Genomic DNA, 18,291 nt, shown 5'->3' on the forward strand with positions numbered 1-18,291 from the left:
TACGCTTGCCTTTTTTCGCTGTCAGTTTTTCCATATAAGGTTGATGTTGGTGTCAACCTATTTCAGGACAGGACAAGAAGTATAAAAAGAGCCCCGGCCGTTATGGTCGGGGCTCTTTTTATACTTGCTGTACAACTTTTGAAGCTGAGGCAAGCAATACGTTTATTATATGCTTTAAGTATGTTCCGGTTTGGATTAGCTGCTACCAGTAAACCGTTATCCAAGCATACCACTAAAGTATACTTATAAGTATACTAAACTGCTTTATTGGTTTTCAGCTTTTCAAGCAGGCGCTCAATCCAGAATATCAGAAATAAAGCTACAATATTAACCCCGATAAACCTTTGGTCTAAGTCGGAGCCAAAGCTGAAATGAAACGAGGAAATAGCCAGTCTGAACTTAAAAATCCATCCTTCTACCATGTCTACACCGATGCCTACCCGCAGGCCCGCCACATACTGGAAGCCGTAAGCGCCAAAGGAAAAGTATATTACCTGCAGCACCTGGTTAACTAAAGAAAGTATAAGTCCGCGTTTTGTATTCCGGAACAGCATGCGGCCGCAGAGGATGGAAAACAAGAACAGACCACCTGCAAATAAACCCATGCGCAAAGCTGGCTGGTCTACCACCATCTTACCGCCGAACATAACCCATACAGTAAGTATAATGCCAATTATACCGCCTGCTAGCTGGTATATAGCAATGGCCTTGATTTGATTTTTAAGCTGCGTTGTCAAAATATTGGAGTGCTGTGATTTAGTTTTTGAAGCCACTCATAAAGCTGGCCTGTCACACAAAAATAGTGAAATTAAATCTGGTAGAAGCAGTTTTACTGTATGTACTGAAGCTTTGACAGCAACTTTAAGGGGAAGTATAAATCAGTCTGTAATGTATACTTCTGATTTTACTCGTAGGTGCACTTAAGTCTGGAAAAAGCAAGTATAAGCGCCTTTAAGTGTATTATGCGTAACAACAATGGCTGCGTCAAACTATATAAAAGATATAATAAATAACATTATTTATTGTTAAAAGTATAATGTTTGAATATTACAGCTTATTCAGTTCATTTCACTAATATAACTCCATGAAGTATACTAGCTTTATCTGTCTGGCACTTTGCTTTATTTGCTTTTCTTGTGATGCACAGCAAAAAGAACAAGACAAGTCGTTTCGTGATACTGTAGGGAGTTCTGATAAGGTTGTTTTAAAACCGGTGATCATTACCGAAAAAACACAACATGATACCGACGATCCTGCCATCTGGATTAACTCCAAAGATGTATCTAAAAGCCTGATTATTGGAACAGACAAGCATTCGGATGGAGCGCTTTATGTATACGACCTGCAAGGAAAGATAATAGCCGAAAAGACAATCAGCGGCTTAAAAAGGCCAAACAACGTGGATGTTGCCTACAACTTTATTTTAAATAATAAGGCTACTGATATTGCGGTTGTTACTGAGCGGGAAACAAATAAAATCAGAATTTACACTCTTCCGGACATGAAGCCTGTGGATAATGGTGGAATAGAAGTATTTGTGGGTGAGGCCAAACGTTCGCCTATGGGTATCTCGCTTTATACGAGGCCTTCTGACAAAGCGATTTTTGCTGTTGTTAGCCGCAAATCCGGCCCTGAAACTGAGTACCTATGGCAGTACCGCCTATCTGATAATGGCAACGGTAAGGTTAAAGCCGAACTGGTGCGCAAGTTTGGTAATTACAGTAGTAATAAAGAGATTGAAAGTATAGCTATAGACAATCAGTTGGGCTATGTGTATTATTCTGATGAAGGCGTTGGCGTACGAAAATATCATGCCGACCCGGACAAGAAAACTAATAGCGAAATCTCCATTTTTGGCTTAAATGAATTTAAGGAGGATGCGGAGGGAATTTCAATTTATACTACTGGCGAATCTACGGGCTATATTTTAGTATCGAACCAGCAGGCAAACACCTTTCTTGTTTTTAGGCGTGAGGGTGAAAAAGACAACCCGCACCAGCACAAACTGCTGGCCGAAATACCCCTGTCTACGTTGGCAAGCGATGGGTCTGATGTGACAAGTATAAATTTAGGGGCTGATTTCCCGAAGGGGATGTTTGTAGCCATGAGCGAAGGGAGAACATTCCATTTTTATGATTGGAGGGACATTGAAGCAAAGATAAACAAAGCAGAAAATGCAGGCCAGCCAGAATAATAACGCGCTGTTCTAACCTGACAGCGGGGGAGATTCGTACCCTATGGTAAAACTGCAAACGTTAAACTGACCAGTTTATGGCTATAGGTTCTAAACTTGAAAAATTACTTGATAAAGTTTATGCTCCAAACGAACGGTACGACTCTAAATTTATGGGCAACGATATCAGCTACATGACAAACGAATTTGGAGAGGCGATTACCCTTTTTATTGGCAAACGTCGCGAAGACGGTGATATTGTCGGGGAGCGTTACGTGCGCAAGATTGTTCGAAAGCCGGGTAGCAATGAAATACTGAAAAGCCATTGGGATTTGAAAGGCAAAGTAACCAGGGGTTAAGGCCTACATTTACTTACAGGCTGCACAAATATAACTTGGCTAGTTAAAATAGCCCTAAAAGCAAAAACGCCTGGCATAGATCAATGCCAGGCGTTTTTATTTTTAAGTCGTAGTTATTGCTTTATAACCTTCAGGCGGTACGTCGTTGCATTAAAATCTACGGTTATCATATACATGCCTGTTTGCTTAATTTTATCCATCTGAAGCGGTATCTGTGTTGCCCCCGCAGCTACAGATTGAGAAGTGAAGAAAAGCATTTTGCCAGCCAGATCGTATACTTTGATGCTAACTTTACCAGCTGTCGTGGCATTAACAGATAAATTTAAATCGTGCGTAAACGGGTTAGGGTAAGCCGCTATGGTAGTGTTGGCTATTGACCCAAAATCAACGGTTTTGGTATTAAAGAGCGTTTCTTTACCGTTCTTGTCTAACTGCCTTAACCTGTAATAGCGTATACCAGATTTGCCATTTTCTGTATCCTTGAAAGTATACTTCTGCAATACCGAAGCATTTTCTGCCTTACTTTTTTGATAGCCAATCTCTCTGTAAGTATAACCGTCTGTGGACACATCTATTGCAAAGCCGTTGTTATCGCGCTCTGTTGCGGTTGCCCAACTCAAAAGCGCATCTTTGCCACTTTTAGCGGCTTCAAAGTATAGCAACTCGACAGGCAGAGGTGATATGGCACGGCCAAGTGTAAAGTAGCCAAAAGGGCTTACATCAGAGGCTGTTACCTGGTTGTTTGCTGGCGATGCACTTGGTGTGATCGTGCGCCACCAACCTTTCTCGCTATCAGACCAGTAAACTATCAGATCGTTTTCCGTGGTGTTGCTTCCCATCTCATGATTAAGGTAATTCATGGTGATATCTGCTTTTAGATCTTTACTGGCAGTACTCGGCTGCAACTGGAAGTAACGCTGTATGTTATTGCCGTTTCCTAGGGCTGAGGAAGGGCCAGTTACGCGTGTCACTTTTACGGTACCAGGTGATGAGGAGGGAGTAACCGAGATGCCAATACCTCCAAAGTCTTCTGCACCACTTGCAAGCAGGCGCTGCGTATGTACTGTACCTGTCACAAATGCGCTTTGGGTTTCAGAGATAGTGGATGCCACCTCATCCAGCGTGATGGTGTAGTTAGACGTTCTTAACTGCCCAGAGGTAAGCTTTAATTGTTTTTCTACTGTGGCGTCACCTTGCAGCGTCTTTATACCGGGTGCTGAAACAAGCAGGTTGTTATACTTTAGTGCGGGCACCAACTGGTCTCTTGCACCATTAAAGTCAATTGTGCTAGCACTAGTCAGATCTGCTGTGGCTCCTTCCACTATAGTAAAGTCTGCTGCGATGCCGGTTGTGTTGGCGAAGCGTTTTGTACTGCCATTGCTAAGCTTCAGGTTGTAATAATTTGTTGGGAGTACCTCCTGTGGCATAGTGCCATTGTAATCCACGGTTACGCCGTTTCCTGCTGCATTTAAAGTTGCATTTCCTGTTGCGTATATGGCAGATGCCACACCGGTTATACCTGCTGCCAGTTTTTTTTCACCGGCATTTCTTAACGCCAGTTGGTTATATTGCAAGGCAGCTACCGTTTGAGCACCATGACCGTTGTATTCTACAATAGTTGGCGTGATCACCTGTACATCCTTCGCAATAGTTAAAGCGCCGGCAATGCGGGCTGTGTCACCTTCAAATGTCTTGCTACCGCTGTTAAGTAACTGCAGGTTACCATACTGTACACTTTTTACCTTTTGATCAGTACCATAGTATTTGATTGTGCTTGCCTCTCCGAATTTATAGTTTTTGAAGAATGGTAAAGCGTTGTTTCCTGACAAGCTGTAAGTCGCTCCATTACTAACAGAGAAGACAAGGTAATCTGTACGTTTTTCACCTTCAGGGTCTATTGATGTGGCGATTGCCATGTCTTTTGCATCCAATGTGCCGCTTTCTACCATCAGGCTGGTTACTCCGGCTAAAGGTGACTGTAGCGTTACAGTAGCGTCGGCAGCCTTTGCCACATGCAGGTGCTGTAGCTGTATTTCCTGACTATTTGATGACGTTAACACAGAAGGTAAAGTACCCTTAAACTTAAGTTCCGCTTTCTTTCCATCGAATAGCAGGCCATTGTGCACGAAGTTCTCATAAACATGTATAATCTCTTTTGTCATGTTTACACGTGCTTTATCTCCTACGATAAGGTTTTTAACGGAAGTAGTTCCTACACCACTTATTACCGCAATTTCGCTTTCTTCTCCAGGGTTATCTTTAGATGATGTAAACGTAAAATCTGCTTCTCTGCCATCTAAAGTGCCATTTATCGTTAAGTTACCATCTATGGTGTGTTTTTTGTCGCCCCCATAAAACGTAGTACCCTGGCTAATGCTCATGTCCCCGGTAATCCTGATGTTAGTGCCCTCAAGTTCTGCTAAGCTTATACCTGCTGCATTCGTATTCTCCAGCGCCAGGTGGTGTAGCGTAGCAGGTATTGTACCACCAAGTACTACCGCCTCGGAGCCGTTAATCCGGAGTGTGCCTGTACTTTGGAAAGCACTTTCATCAGCTCCAAAGTATAGGCGTAGTGGTGCCTTGCTTATACCATTGTCTGTAGGAATGTAGTTTATGATGCCTTTACTTTTAAATGTGCCCTGGTTATCTATTCCGCCCATGATCGTATGGCTGTAAGGGCCGCCATCAAATAAACCGCCAGGTTTAACTTCAAGACTACCTAAAACAGTCCAGTCTGCACTTGCTAAAATACCACCTGAGTTACTGATAATAACATTACCAAAATTAGGCTGCGCCGTTGAGTTAAAAACAGGAGGAATAGTGCCTTCGAAGGATATCGTCGGCGGCATACTGGTGGATGGTAGGATAGGAGTGAACAGCTGAGCGTGCTGTAACCTGTTTCCAGTTAGCGTATACTTGCCGCTCCCTTTCAGGACACCTTGGTTTACCAGGTCTCCTGAAACGGAAACATTGTTTACGCCAGCATCAAACTCTGCGTTAGTTATGGTATCCGTAGCTGCTGTGTTTCCTTTTCCTGCCACATTAAAACTGCCATTTACTTTCAGGTTATTTTCAAGTTTATACTTTGCATCAGGTAATACAATGAAGTTATTTAATTCCAGCTCTGACGTACCGCCTATGGTTTTTACAGATTTATCGGATGGGCTTAGTATCAATGCATTTTTAATCGTTGCATCTTTGGTAGGTATGCCGGGTATGAAAGCGCCATTATTGGTCAGGTTACCTTTAAGTATCAAGGTTTCATTATCAGCGTTTAAGCTTGCCCCGCTGTTGATGATAAAGTCTCCGTCTACCAGGGTAGTCGCTTTTAGCTTTTTGGTTGTGGTGCCTCCATTAGCTATTTCAAGGTTTCCGTAAGTTACAGCCTCAATCTCCTGTGTACCCATGCCAACATACTTTACTGTGCTGCCAGCATCTAACGTCACGGTACCGTAATTAGAAGGGAAGTTAGAGCCGCTTAACAGAAGTGTAGCATCTTTGCCCATTTTAAAATGCCCTCCTGCTGCGCTTCTGTTAAGGGTGCTTGTAGCCAGGTTTACTATTCCGCTATTTAGAGTAACCTCTTTGTTAATCAGAATATCACCGGTGATGGTAAAAGTATCAGCAGGGTCTTTTGCCACCTGAAAAATATTGAAGGTTAGTGGTGAGGTAGCAACTAATGCATCTCCTGTAAAAGTTACTGTACTTGTTCCAGCTTCGAAAGTGCCGCCGTTTTTTGACCAGTTGCCTTCTAGTACGATCTTAGAACTTCCAACAGTTAATAAGCCGCCGTTCTGGATAACATTTTTTTCAAGTATATAGCTACCTCCTGGTATTGATAATGTTCCGCTATTTACTGTAATGTCTCCTGCAACCCATCCTTCTGTTTCAGTTTTCAGGGTCGCAACACCAGCGGTTTTATCTATTGTTAAATTGTTGTAGTAAACTTCTCCTATCAGCTGAGAGTTGGGACCTTCGTATATGAAGGTGCCAGTACCTTTGTCAAATGTATAACGGTTAGCATTCAGGAAATTTCCGAGTAACTTAAAGGTGCTGCTCCCAAGGCTTATGATTCCGGTGCCATAGTCAATGTCTCCTCTTACAGTTGCTGTGCTGTTGCCCAGGATCAGTATTACATTATTTAAACCTGTACCATCGTGAAGTACCATGTTGCCACCTATTGACAGACTCTGGGACCCTATGTTTAAAGTATTGTTTACAGCAGAGCTGTTGAATTCTGCAAATGATTCGTCTTCGGAACCGCCACTTTTTGCAGACAAGTTACCTTCGATGGTTAAGCCGCCTGAAAGTAGGCTAAGGTCTATTGGAGCGTTACCTACAAAGCGCAACAACTTTATGTTTACGTTTGAGTTTATACGTGGCTGGTTAGTTGGCGAAGTGCCGCCTAGTTCTACGATATCAGTTGCTCCCGGTATGTATGACGTAGGATTCAGTTTCTCATTGATGTAGCTATCCCAGTTTCCCGGGTTTTCCCAGGCTGAGCTGATAGTGCCTTTCCACCTGTATACACTTGATGCTGAGGAAACTGTCCAGACACCATTGATGTCGCTTAAATCAGACTTGTTTATCCAGTTTTGCTCTATGCTTCTCTGTGTGTAGCCTTCTGAAGCCCAGGCGTTACCCGATTGTCTGAACAACTGCATGTTGTTTTCGCTGTTACCATTCAGTTCTTCTTCCAAGTATTGTAACTGTAAGGTAGCATTTGAGTACGTTCCTGATGCTACAGCTATTATATACCTTCCATTAGCTGCCGCATTAGCAGGAAAATCAGCTATGTTACCATGTACAACAGTTGACGAAATATCTGTAACACCGGAAACTGTCGCAAACTTTATATACGCATTTGGGGCATTCAGCGCATATGGGATGCCAGCTGCGAAAGTATGATTTCTTCTTATTGTACCTACTACCCAGCTGTCCCCGAAACGATTTTCGGTTACTGTTACCTTGTTTGCTCTTGTTACCAGCAAACCATTATTCATGTTTAGTACAGCTGTTGTTACATCGTTGTTCAGGGTAACTGTAACACCAACAGTATTTTTACTTATCGTTAAATTTTTGAAAACCGTTGAGCCAGTCACAAATGTATCAGCAGCACCATTAAGTGTTATAGTACTTTCCCTGGCCAAAAAGTTGCCGTAATTCTCCCAGTTTCCGATAATGGTGTGGTTAAAAGAGCCAGCATCAAAATTAGAGTTGCTGTCGATAAGCAAATCGCCATTAACAGAAAGCGATCCAGCGGCTTGCTTTGAACCCGCGTTCTTAAAAGTCACGTGGTGATAAGCTAAGGATGGCACGGATTGTACTGCTGTCCCGTTAAATGTTACCGTATTAGGCCTGTTGCTTACTGCATCAAATGCCGAACCAGGTTGCACTACAAAGTTACCTGCAACTGTAAGGTTGGCATTAGCAACCATACGCAGGCGCACCCCCGACACATTCACATGGTTTAGTTGATGGATACCGCCATAAGTAGTTGTTCCTGAAAATTCGATAGTACCAGCTGTTGCCGTAAGCTTACCATGCCCAATCAACTCGGACTTAACGGTAAAAGAGCTTTCTGTACTTATGTTACTAGTTAATTGAAGGCCGAATACAGAAAGAGCTCCCGCGTTGGTTATTTTCCTGTCTGAACCAGACATAAGAATTCTTCCTGCACTTGCGTTAAGCGTTTTTCCAGTATTAACAGTAAGGTTATCCTTAATTTCGAATGACGAGGAGGTTTTGATGCTGCCATTTACGGTTAGATTCTGGAATGTAATGCCATTACCCTGTATATATTTATCTGTACCTGTTAGAGTAATAAGCCCATCCTTTACCTGTGTTAGCGTTCCTGAACCAGTTGTACTAAGGTGACCAGTAACTGTTAAGGTTGGAGCAGTTATACTTATACCTGAGCCTGATATTGTCAGGTTATTGAAAGTCGCAGTTCCGGTTACATTTCTTCGTATCTGCTTGCCGGCACCGTTCATTACTATTGTACTTGTTGCACCCGAGAATGTAGCGTTATTGGTCCAATTACCATTAATTGTATGGGTAAAATTACCACCATTAAATATAGACGAGGAATTCAGAGCCAAATCGCCTTTTACATCTAAAGTAGCCATGGCTGTAAAAGAGGCAGTACCTGTGCCTGTAAAATTCCCGGATATAACCATGGCTGTAGCAGGCATTGTTTTCGTGCCTGTGCCACTTAATGTAAGGTTGCCGTAAGCCTCCTGCGATACTGCCTGGTTTGATCCACTATACTCAACTGTACTGGTATTGCCGAGGTTGTTGGTCGCATAGCCAGAAGGGAAAGTGCCTGTGCCTCCAATTTTCAGAAAAGCACCATTGGCTACAGTTAGAGTGCCACCAGTTACAGTTGGGTCTCCTGTTCTGCTTCTGTTCAACGTAAAGGCCCCCAGGTCTAACGTACCTGCTAATACATTCAGCTGCGTTAGACCAGAGATAGGGGATACCGTTGTATTGCCTGCTAGTGTTTTAACACCACCTCCGCTGATATTTAACCTGCCATAGTTTGAAGCCAGTACTGTTTGATTTCCGTTTGCAGCATAGTCTATGGTGCTGGTAACAAACATAGTCGATGGGAAATGTCCATAGTTACCATCATAGGCAGGTGCCATAACCATCAGGGTAGCACCATCACCCAATCTAAACCCTTCAGTTGGAATGCTTGCAAAGTTTACCTTGTGTAGCCCGGGGTTAAATATGCCTAATACCTCGAATTTAGACACAGCATATGTTATAGGCTTGATTGCTATAGATTTGCTTAAGGTGATATCTCCTTTAATGACCAGGTTATTAAAGGAGCAGCTTGATGTACCTCCAATAGTCATACCATTGCCACCAAACTCCATAGTTGGGGAGTAAGAGTAATTCAGACTTTCAATATAATTGCTATTGTTTGCCCAATTACCATTTACTGCCATGTCGGAACCCTGATTATAAATGGCGCCATTATTGGTCAGGTTGTTGAGAATGGTAACTTTTAAGTTTTGATTCTTAACATAAAGTGTTGCGCCTGCATCAACTGTAAGTGAATGAATGGTAATGGCATTACTCTCAGCAATGACTGGTGCATTGGCTACATTACGTATAAAAACCTGCGTTACTGCATCCGGCACTACTCTGGGGTTCCAGTTGTCCGGGTTATTCCAATCATCAGTATTCGACTTCCAAAACCAGACTTGTGTACCTTCTCCAGTCCAGATAGCTGTTTTGGTTTGTGCAGCTGTCTGGAAATTGAAAAATGAAAATAATAATGTGAGTAGTAAAGGAAATATAAATGCAGAAATGCAAGCGTTTCTGAAGGGTAATTGTATTCTCATATTCAATTAATAAGGGTAATGCAGGAGGTAAAGCAACAGGTAGTTAAAATGGAATATATCTATATAGTTGAAGCAAAAGTAATCTAGGCAAATGTAATACTATTTAGCTATGAATGAAGATGATATATGTCATAGTATTAAACCTTTTAAGGGTTATGTTCCTCTTATGTTATTAATTACTGGCATGTATTATATTATAATAATTATATCGAATAATGCTGATAAGTACTTAAAATAGCAAAATAGTGTAATGGGATAGATTTGCTTATTGGAGTTAAATATAAATTAGGAAATTGCACTATACTGTTTATTATTGTTCAGTATCCGATTAAATAATGTAAAGATTTAATAAAAATTATCTCATTATACTTTATGGTATTGTTCGGTGTTGACCCCCTAAGCAGAGCCTTAATCAAAAAGTTCCTGATGGGTAAGATTTTTTTATGAGCTTAATTTAGTGTAGGTGTTTTTAAAGTAATGCTGCTCAAATAGTATAGCCATAGGCTTAAATGCGCGTGCTGTAAGACTATTTGTTTCTCATTTATACTTAGCATTTATCAATGCTGCCAACACTTTGTCGTATATGGGATTTAAAAAATTTGAAATGAAGACAGGTATAGAACAATTTTCTTTGAATGATAAAGTAGTCGTAATTACTGGTGCAACAGGTGTTTTGGGGGCTGCGCTGTCAGTAGCTGTTGCTCAGGCCGGAGCGAAGGTGGCAGTCCTCGGAAGAAATGAGAAAAGGGCCGCTGAACGTGTAGAAGCCATCATAGAAACCGGGGGAGAGGCCATGGCAGTATTGGCGGACGTGTTGGATGTGCGGCAAATGGAGGCAGCCAGAGATAAGATCTTAACTGCCTGGGGTACTGTGGATGGGCTTGTAAACGGGGCGGGAGGGAACATGCCTGGCGCAACTGTTTCGCCTGATCAGGATGTGTTTGACTTTAGTATAGAAGACACGCGTAGGGCCGTAGACCTGAATTTGTTTGGAACTGTTATTCCGACTAAAGTTTTTGGTAAAGTAATGGCAGAGCAGGGTAGGGGCACTATTGTCAATATCTCTTCGGTTGCAGCGCAAAGGCCGCTTACACGTGTTTTGGGGTATGCCATGGCCAAGAAATCGGTTGAGTCTTTTACCCAATGGATGGCAGTTGAACTTGGCATGCGCTACAACGGAAAGCTAAGAATAAACGCCATTGCTCCGGGTGTATTTCTGACTGAACAAAACAGGAGCTTACTTTTAAATGAAGATGGAAGCATGACCGACAGAGCACGCAAATTTATAAACAATACGCCGTTCCAGCGCTTTGGGGTGCCCGAGGAGTTAACCGGCACTTTAATATACTTACTAAGCGATGCTTCTAAATTTGTGAATGGCGAAACTGTGTTAGTAGATGGTGGCTTTAATGCCTATTCAGGTGTATAAAAACCTGGGAGCTCATGTTGTACTATGTCGCAACTTTAGAGGCAATACACTTATTTACCCGGTTCGTGCACATCCTCTTCTTCTACATCGTGCTCCTTCATTTTACGTTCTGCCCATGCATGATCAACTTCTCGTGCCTTAAGGCCTTCCTGGTCCGACCCGTGCTGCACATCATACATCAGCTCAACCAGCATCGGAAAGTGGTCAGACCCAAAGTATGGCAGCTTTTTAATGTAGGATAAGGTAAAGTGGCCGCTATGGAAAAGATGATCCAAAGGCCAGCGGGCAAACCAGAAATCAGCATGAAAAGTATTAAACATGCCACGGCCAATTCTGGGGTCCAGCAACCTGCTGATTTTCCGGAACAGCCTCGTTGTGGCAGACCAGGCAACATCATTCAAATCACCGGTTACAATAATCGGTGAAAACTCATCTGAAACGCTTTTAGCTACCACCAACAGTTCGGCATCTCTTTCTGATGAGCGCAAGTTTTCGGTGGGGCTTGGCGGTGCGGGGTGCAGGAAATGTACCCGTACCTTAATATCGGACCTCATAACAACAAGCGCATGCATCGACGGAACATCAGGCTCAACCAAAAACTGAATTGCGGTATCCTCCAAAACCAAACTAGAGTACACATGCATGCCATACTTGTTGTCGAGCGGGCACTTTAAAGTATAGGGATACTCTTTTTCTATCACCATCAATTTTTCCTCCCACCAAAGGTCTGTTTCCAGCGTTACCACTATGTCAGGTTTATACTTTGCGATCATGTCAAGTAAGCCCTGGTAGTTTTGGTTTGTGGTGAGAACGTTGGCTGTAAGTATACTGATGAGATTAGCTTTATCTTTATGTCTTGCCTGTTTTACCTCCACAGGAAATAATTGAGTATAGGGCAAAATCCAACCAAAGTGAAAGCAAAAGCAGCCAAAAGATGTTATGGCCAACACCCCAGCCTTATAACTTGAAAAGTCCAGGAACATAGCGGCTGCTACAAAAAGTATAAGGGCAAAGATCATGAACTGGAACCTCGGGAAATCTAAACCGCGAACCCACCAGCCCTCGTGCCTCCAGATGGGCAACAAAGTTACCAGGACCAGAATATAGGTAAACCATGCTACTATTATTTCTGCCATTAAGTGTGCTCTCCGCTTGCTTAAGTATAATTTAAAGCCTTAATAGAACAGATACGTTTCAGCAGCAGGAGCGTAGATTGATAAGGCAACTTTCTGTTTTATTGATTTGAAAATAAACCTCAGTTTAGGCTCATGCATGCGCAACATGAACACTTTCTTAAGAAATGATTGTGAAACCAAAAGCTCATTAACTTAACTTGCAGGAAACAGCAATAAGCCTATAATAATGTATAACAGCTACTTACAGGCTACAAACCAGAGTGATATTAATAGTGACTACCAATTACGTGCGCTTAACTTAAATCAATGTGCGTACTGTTGCGTAACAGGAAGCAAATTATACTTGTAAGAGCACCTATGATAGCAGCAATAGTTAGTTTCCTGGTAATGCTTAATCCCTTCGCCCTTTTCCTATACCTGAAACCTGTAATGGGGGATCTTTCAGATGCAGATTTCCGGAATGTGTTTGTAAAAGCTTCCCTGATCTCTTTTTCAATTTACCTGGTGTTCCTGTTATTTGGTGACTTGGTATTTCAGCGCGTTTTCCGGATCAATTTTGAATCGTTTAGGATATTTGGCGGCATTGTGCTGTTCTCGTTTGCGTACATGTTTATTGTACAGGGTAAAAAAGCATTTATCCAGATAAAGGGAGACCTACACGATTTAGCATCTGAGATTGCTTTGCCGTTTATGGTAGGAGCCGGCACTATATCGCTGACCGTGTTGATGTCGGAGCAACTGGAACTATGGCAGGGTACGGTGTCTCTTGCCGTAATTATGCTGATTAATTACCTTATAATTATGGGTTTAAAACAGGTTAGACGTGGTATGCGCTCTAAAAAGGTACAGTTGGCTTTTGATAAGAATATGGAGCTGCTGCTGCGTATAAACGGTTTTTTTCTGGGTGCAATTGGCGTAGATATGGTGGTTACCGGCATCAGCAATGTAATGCGCTCTTCCGGGCAGTTATAATTTAAAAGTATAAGCTTACATGCACGAATAATAAACTGGCCAGGCTTGTATACAAGTATAAGCATTAGTTTATCGGCACGCGCTTTCCACCTGCTTTGGCAGACTCATAAATGGCCATTAGTATTTTCATGTCGCGCAAGCCCATTTCGCCGGGCACAATAGAGGGTTTGTTCCTTCGGAAGCTCTCTGCCTGGCTATCCATTTGCTTTACCTGCTCGTAAATGTTTGGCAAATTCATCGGGCCTTCGCTGGTTTCTCCTTTTTTGCCTTCATAAGCATAGGAGGGGCTAAGTTTCCACCAGCCTTTTTCGGCCTTGCTCGAAAGTACATTTTCGTCATCAGCATAACTGCTGTTGCAGGTAGCCACCACACCGTTTTCAAACTCCATTTGCCAGCTTATGGATTGTTCTACATCATAGAAGTAACTTGGTTTAGTAACCTCTCCAAACTTAGCTGTAACTGCAACCGGTGTTGTGCCCATTGTATAAATTGCTCCCTGCACACAGTAAATCCCAAGGTCCATTAAAGGGCCCCCACCAGCTAACTTTTTGTTAAGGCGCCAGATATCAAGGCTTCCGTTGGTTTGGTCGCCGCTGTTGCGGGCTTCTATTTGCTGCACTTTGCCATATACCTGCTTTTGCCCCAGCTCCATTACACGCCTATGGAAAGGCTCGAAGTGCAGCCTGTAGCCAATGGCTAACTGCACATTGTTCTGCCTACAAGCATCAAGCATTCGCTGGGCATCCGCTACAGTTGTAGCCATGGGCTTTTCACAAATAACGTGCTTTTTAGCCTTTGCTGCGCGTATTGTGTATTCGGCGTGCATGGCGTTTGGTAATACTACATATACAATGTCAATGTCTTTGTTTTGGGCTATTTCGTCAAAGTTTTCGTAGTTGTAGATGTTTTTAGCGGGTATGTTATACTTTGTTTTCCAGGCTTGTGCTTTAGAAGGAGTACCCGTTACAATCCCTGCCAGGTAGCAGTTTTCGGTTTCTTGTAAGGCAGGCGCAAGTTGGTTTGCACTATACTGCCCGAGCCCCACCAATGCGATGCCAAGTTTCCTTTTTTGAGCTCCTGTCTGTTCCGACTCATTTTCAGCTGCAACGCTGCTCTCAGCACTTTTCTGACTCATCGAAAGCAGGGGCAGGCCTAAAATTGTAGTTCCCAAGGTTAAAGTAACTCCTTTCAGAAACTTCCGGCGGTTAAAAGCTTCAGGTTGGTTGCGATTTGTTTTCATGGGTATAGTGCGGTAAATATGTTAAACAGTTTAGGTAAGCTATGTATGCTTTTAAGCTCTCAGCAGTTTAATTAGCGCATGCCGTACCATGAAAACAGCCTGGTACGGCATGCTTGGGCAAACCCTTTATATAGTAGGAGTGCCGCCAGTAACCTGTACAGTAGAGCCAGTCATGTAGCTTGAGTCCTGGGAGGCCAGCAGTACGTAAATAGGAGCAAGTTCGGCTGGTTGTCCGGCCCGCTTAAGCGGTGTGTCCTTCCCAAAAGTCTTCACTTCTTCTGTTGGCATGGTAGATGGTATAAGCGGGGTCCAGATGGGGCCTGGGGCAACGCAGTTTACACGTATTCCCTTGTCGGCTAGTAACTGTGCCAACCCAGCGGTAAAGTTTTGTATAGCCCCTTTCGTAGCAGCGTAAGCCAGCAGTATAGGCTTGGGTTTATAGGCGTTTACAGAGGTGGTGTTTACGATGGTGCTTCCGGGCTTCATATGAGGCTCGGCTGCTTTACACAAATGGAACATGGCATAGATGTTTGTACGGAACGTGTAATCCCACTCTTCACTTGATACATCCTGAAGTGTTTCCCTGGCCATCTGGTAAGCGGCATTATTTACCAGGATATCAATCTGCCCAAACTCTTTTACTGCCTGGTCTATTATCTTTTTGCAATGAGACTCCTCACTTATATCGCCAGCGACCAACACCGCTTTTTTACCGGCTTCTTCTACATACTTTGCTGTTTCTTCGGCATCTTCGTGCTCACTTAAATAGGAGATAAGTACATCAGCCCCTTCACGCGCAAAAGCGATGGCAACGGCTCTGCCTATTCCGGAATCGCCTCCTGTTAGAACTGCTTTTTTACCTTCTAGCTTACCAGATCCGCGGTAGCTTTTTTCACCGTGGTCTGCCTGAGGCATTAAGTCCTCTTCAGTTCCGGGCACTTCCTGCTCTTGCTCCGGATAGGGTGGCTTTGGGTACTGCTCCTGCGGGTTCTGCTTCTTTTTCTGATCTTCCTGGTTCTCCTTCATGTTTCTTTTGGTATAAGTTTGCTTTATAGTTTGGGTGCTTGCATAAAAAACGGCAGCTAACTGTTTAAGTTGCAGGTAAAAGCTCTCACATAAGGCTATAGCTAAAGCTCGGCGATAAGCAGTTTTAGAAGGTTGATGCTGATTATAGCCATAGCTATGGCTAAGACTATTATAGCCTTCAATTTTACCGCTACAGATTTACCGCGTATATTTACCTTATAATCCATATCAATACGGCTTCCGTAAGTAGTAATATCTTAGAAATGCTTGTGATTAGAGGCCTATAATACAATAGTATGAGCAGCAAGAATTCACTTTTATACAGCATAGCCACCGCTAAATGCCCAAGATGCCGAGAAGGTGAAATGTTTCCGGGTGGGTTGTATACTACCCGGTTTGCCGATATGCATTCCAGTTGCCCCTGTTGCGGGCAGGCCTACGAGCCAGAGCCGGGCTTTTACTACGGTGCCATGTACGTGAGTTTTGCCTTTAATGTAGCGGCCTTTCTGGTTTCCCTTTTTATACTATCCCAGTTTGTGGAAGAGGTAACTATGGGGATGATGATAGGGGTGGTAGCAGTAGTTGTTATTGGGCTGCTGCCGGTTATTTTCAGATTGTCCCGTATTATCTGGATTAATTTTTTTGTACGCTACGAAGGGCCTTGCGATCAAATACCAAAGAAGGCAGTAAAATAGCGCAAGCCTAGCTCGGATGATGTGCTGAACCAGGCTTGCGGCAGTAGCAAGCATAACACCTGTTACTTTGTGTACATTGAACCGATCAGGTGTTTATATTTTTCGATAATTACTTTTCTTTTAAGCTTAAGTGTTGGAGTTAGTTCTTCGCCTTCTATTGTCCAATGGTTTGGCAGGAGTACGAATTTCTTTACCTGCTCTACCTGGTTAAAGTGCTTGTTGTGCTGGTGCACCGATTCTTTTATCAAATCATGGGCTTGTTTGTCGTTTACAACATCGCTGTTGCCCGGATACATTAATCCTTCCTGTGTATACCAATCCTTCAGGGCATTAAATGCAGGTACGATAAGCGCGCCTACAAATTTCTGTGTTTCTCCTACAACCATTATCTGCTCAATCCATGGGCTTTCCACCATCTTGTTTTCGATGGGCTGCGGTGCGACATACTTGCCGCCGCTTGTTTTAAAAAGCTCCTTTTTGCGGTCTGTAATTTTCAGGAACTTGCCGTTTATCATAGTGCCGATATCCCCTGTGTGCAGCCATCCCTCTTTAATTACTTCGTTTGTAAGATCAGGGCGTTTAAAATAGCCCATCATCACATTAGGTCCCTTGCAAAGTATTTCTCCGTCAGGGGCAATTCTAACTTCAACACCTGAAAGCAAAGGGCCAACCGTACCAAACATCCTGTTTTTTTCGCTGTAGCGGTTACCGCTGATGATAGGCGATGCCTCGGTTAACCCATAACCTTCCTGTATTACAATCTGTGCGGCTGTAAATACTTTTAGTAGCCGTACCTGGCACGCCGCTGCGCCCGTTATAATTGCTTTGACTTCACCTCCCAGGGCATCGCGCCATTTACTGAATACAAGTTTATTAGCCAACGCCAGCTGCATTCTGTAACTGGCACTTTGGGGCTGGTTTATCTCGTATTGTTCAGCTAGTTTAAGTGCCCAGTAAAACAGGCGTTTTTTTATACCTGTAAGTGTAGCTCCCTTAGCTAAAATACCCTCGTATACTTTCTCCAGGAGGCGCGGTACTGTTGTAAAGAGGGTTGGTTTTACCTCTTGCAGATTAGCAGCTATAGTTTCCATACTTTCGGCATAGTAAATAGAAACTCCGCAGTAAAAGAAACAATAAGTTGCCATGCGCTCAAAGGCATGGTTTAGCGGCAAAAAACTTATGGTTCGTTTTCCCCGCACCCCAATTTCCTCGATAATCTCTGCACTTCCGAAAACGTTGCTGAGCATGTTGCGGTGAGAAAGCATGACACCTTTTGGTGTTCCAGTTGTTCCCGAAGTATATAGTATGGTAGCCAAGTCAGTTTCCTGTATTGATTCCCGCTGCTCGTTTACCTGCTGCTGTGCTTCCGGTGTTAGCTGTATTAGCAGTTCGGACCAATGGCTTGCGCCAGCTACTGGTTTAAAAGTATAGATGGATTTTATACTTGGTAATGACTCGCTGATGCCGCTAAGTTTATGGTAGAGTGCCGTATCACCCACGAAAGCCATTTTTACATGCGCATCTTCAAGTATAAATTTCAGCTCGTTTTCGTTTATGTTTGGGTAAACAGGCACAGATACAGCGCCTATCTGCTGTATTGCTAGGTCCACCAACATCCATTCCGGGCAGTTTGCGCTAAGGATCGCAATTTTGTCTCTGCCTTCTATCGTGCCGTCACCCTTCGAAATTCCTGCGGCGAGAAGAGCCGCGCTAATCTGGTTCACGATCTTGTAAACTTCCTGCGTGCTGTATTTTTTCCAGGCGCCATCCTCCTTAGAGCAAAGCATATCTGGCAACGGGAAATTTTCTAACTGATAGGTAAGGCAGTCAAATAACCGTTTTGGTTTTTGCGTGGGCATCATATTTCTTATGTTTAATCGGCAACTCCAAGCAGCCGCACCTTCTAAAA

At 43.2% G+C, this 18,291-nt stretch carries 11 protein-coding genes; 5 read left to right on the plus strand and 6 right to left on the minus strand.

Annotation, left to right across the window (positions count from 1 at the left end; genetic code table 11):
* Positions 1–254 precede the first annotated feature (254 nt).
* On the minus strand, positions 255–737 hold the full coding sequence (locus tag Q1A23_RS17740) for a hypothetical protein (protein WP_299825943.1): 483 nt from the start codon (positions 735–737) through the stop codon (positions 255–257).
* A 347-nt stretch (positions 738–1,084) separates the two neighbouring features.
* Between Q1A23_RS17740 and Q1A23_RS17745 the strand changes: the two genes are divergently transcribed.
* Together Q1A23_RS17745 and Q1A23_RS17750 are read left to right on the plus strand one after the other, a co-directional pair.
* Positions 1,085–2,194: a phytase gene (locus Q1A23_RS17745; protein WP_299825945.1), complete on the plus strand. Its 1,110-nt coding sequence runs from the start codon at positions 1,085–1,087 to the stop codon at positions 2,192–2,194.
* 77 nt (positions 2,195–2,271) lie between these two features.
* On the plus strand, positions 2,272–2,532 hold the full coding sequence (locus tag Q1A23_RS17750) for a hypothetical protein (RefSeq protein ID WP_299825947.1): 261 nt from the start codon (positions 2,272–2,274) through the stop codon (positions 2,530–2,532).
* Positions 2,533–2,645: 113 nt separating this feature from the next.
* On the opposite strand, the gene Q1A23_RS17755 is transcribed toward Q1A23_RS17750, so the two are convergent.
* On the minus strand, positions 2,646–9,884 hold the full coding sequence (locus Q1A23_RS17755; RefSeq protein WP_299825948.1) for a T9SS type A sorting domain-containing protein: 7,239 nt from the start codon (positions 9,882–9,884) through the stop codon (positions 2,646–2,648).
* Positions 9,885–10,488: 604 nt separating this feature from the next.
* Here Q1A23_RS17755 and Q1A23_RS17760 point away from each other — a divergent pair.
* Positions 10,489–11,313: an SDR family oxidoreductase gene (locus tag Q1A23_RS17760; protein ID WP_299825949.1), complete on the plus strand. Its 825-nt coding sequence runs from the start codon at positions 10,489–10,491 to the stop codon at positions 11,311–11,313.
* A gap of 50 nt (positions 11,314–11,363) precedes the next feature.
* Here Q1A23_RS17760 and Q1A23_RS17765 read toward each other — a convergent pair whose 3' ends face one another.
* Positions 11,364–12,449 carry an endonuclease/exonuclease/phosphatase family protein gene (locus Q1A23_RS17765; protein WP_299825950.1) on the minus strand — a complete coding sequence of 362 codons (1,086 nt, stop codon included), beginning with the start codon at positions 12,447–12,449 and terminating at the stop codon, positions 11,364–11,366.
* Between the two features lie 357 nt (positions 12,450–12,806).
* On the opposite strand from Q1A23_RS17765, the gene Q1A23_RS17770 reads away from it, so the two are divergent.
* Positions 12,807–13,421, plus strand: a complete 615-nt coding sequence (locus Q1A23_RS17770) for a MarC family protein (RefSeq protein ID WP_299825951.1) — start codon at positions 12,807–12,809, stop codon at positions 13,419–13,421.
* Between the two features lie 64 nt (positions 13,422–13,485).
* Here the strand turns inward: Q1A23_RS17770 and Q1A23_RS17775 are convergent, their stop codons facing one another.
* Both Q1A23_RS17775 and Q1A23_RS17780 read right to left on the minus strand, forming a co-directional pair.
* The gene (locus Q1A23_RS17775; RefSeq protein ID WP_299825953.1) at positions 13,486–14,661 is read right to left on the minus strand and encodes a Gfo/Idh/MocA family oxidoreductase; all 1,176 of its coding nucleotides are present in this window, start codon (positions 14,659–14,661) and stop codon (positions 13,486–13,488) included.
* 126 nt (positions 14,662–14,787) lie between these two features.
* Complete coding sequence (locus Q1A23_RS17780; RefSeq protein WP_299825956.1) at positions 14,788–15,687, minus strand: SDR family oxidoreductase; 900 nt, start codon at positions 15,685–15,687, stop codon at positions 14,788–14,790.
* Between the two features lie 296 nt (positions 15,688–15,983).
* Between Q1A23_RS17780 and Q1A23_RS17785 the strand changes: the two genes are divergently transcribed.
* Positions 15,984–16,382, plus strand: coding sequence for a DUF983 domain-containing protein (locus Q1A23_RS17785; protein WP_299825957.1), 399 nt, complete (start codon positions 15,984–15,986; stop codon positions 16,380–16,382).
* Between the two features lie 62 nt (positions 16,383–16,444).
* Here Q1A23_RS17785 and Q1A23_RS17790 read toward each other — a convergent pair whose 3' ends face one another.
* Positions 16,445–18,244, minus strand: a complete 1,800-nt coding sequence (locus Q1A23_RS17790) for a long-chain fatty acid--CoA ligase (protein WP_299825959.1) — start codon at positions 18,242–18,244, stop codon at positions 16,445–16,447.
* Positions 18,245–18,291: the final 47 nt, after the last annotated feature.

The organism is uncultured Pontibacter sp., from assembly GCF_947492645.1.
In the GTDB taxonomy this organism is placed as follows: domain Bacteria; phylum Bacteroidota; class Bacteroidia; order Cytophagales; family Hymenobacteraceae; genus Pontibacter.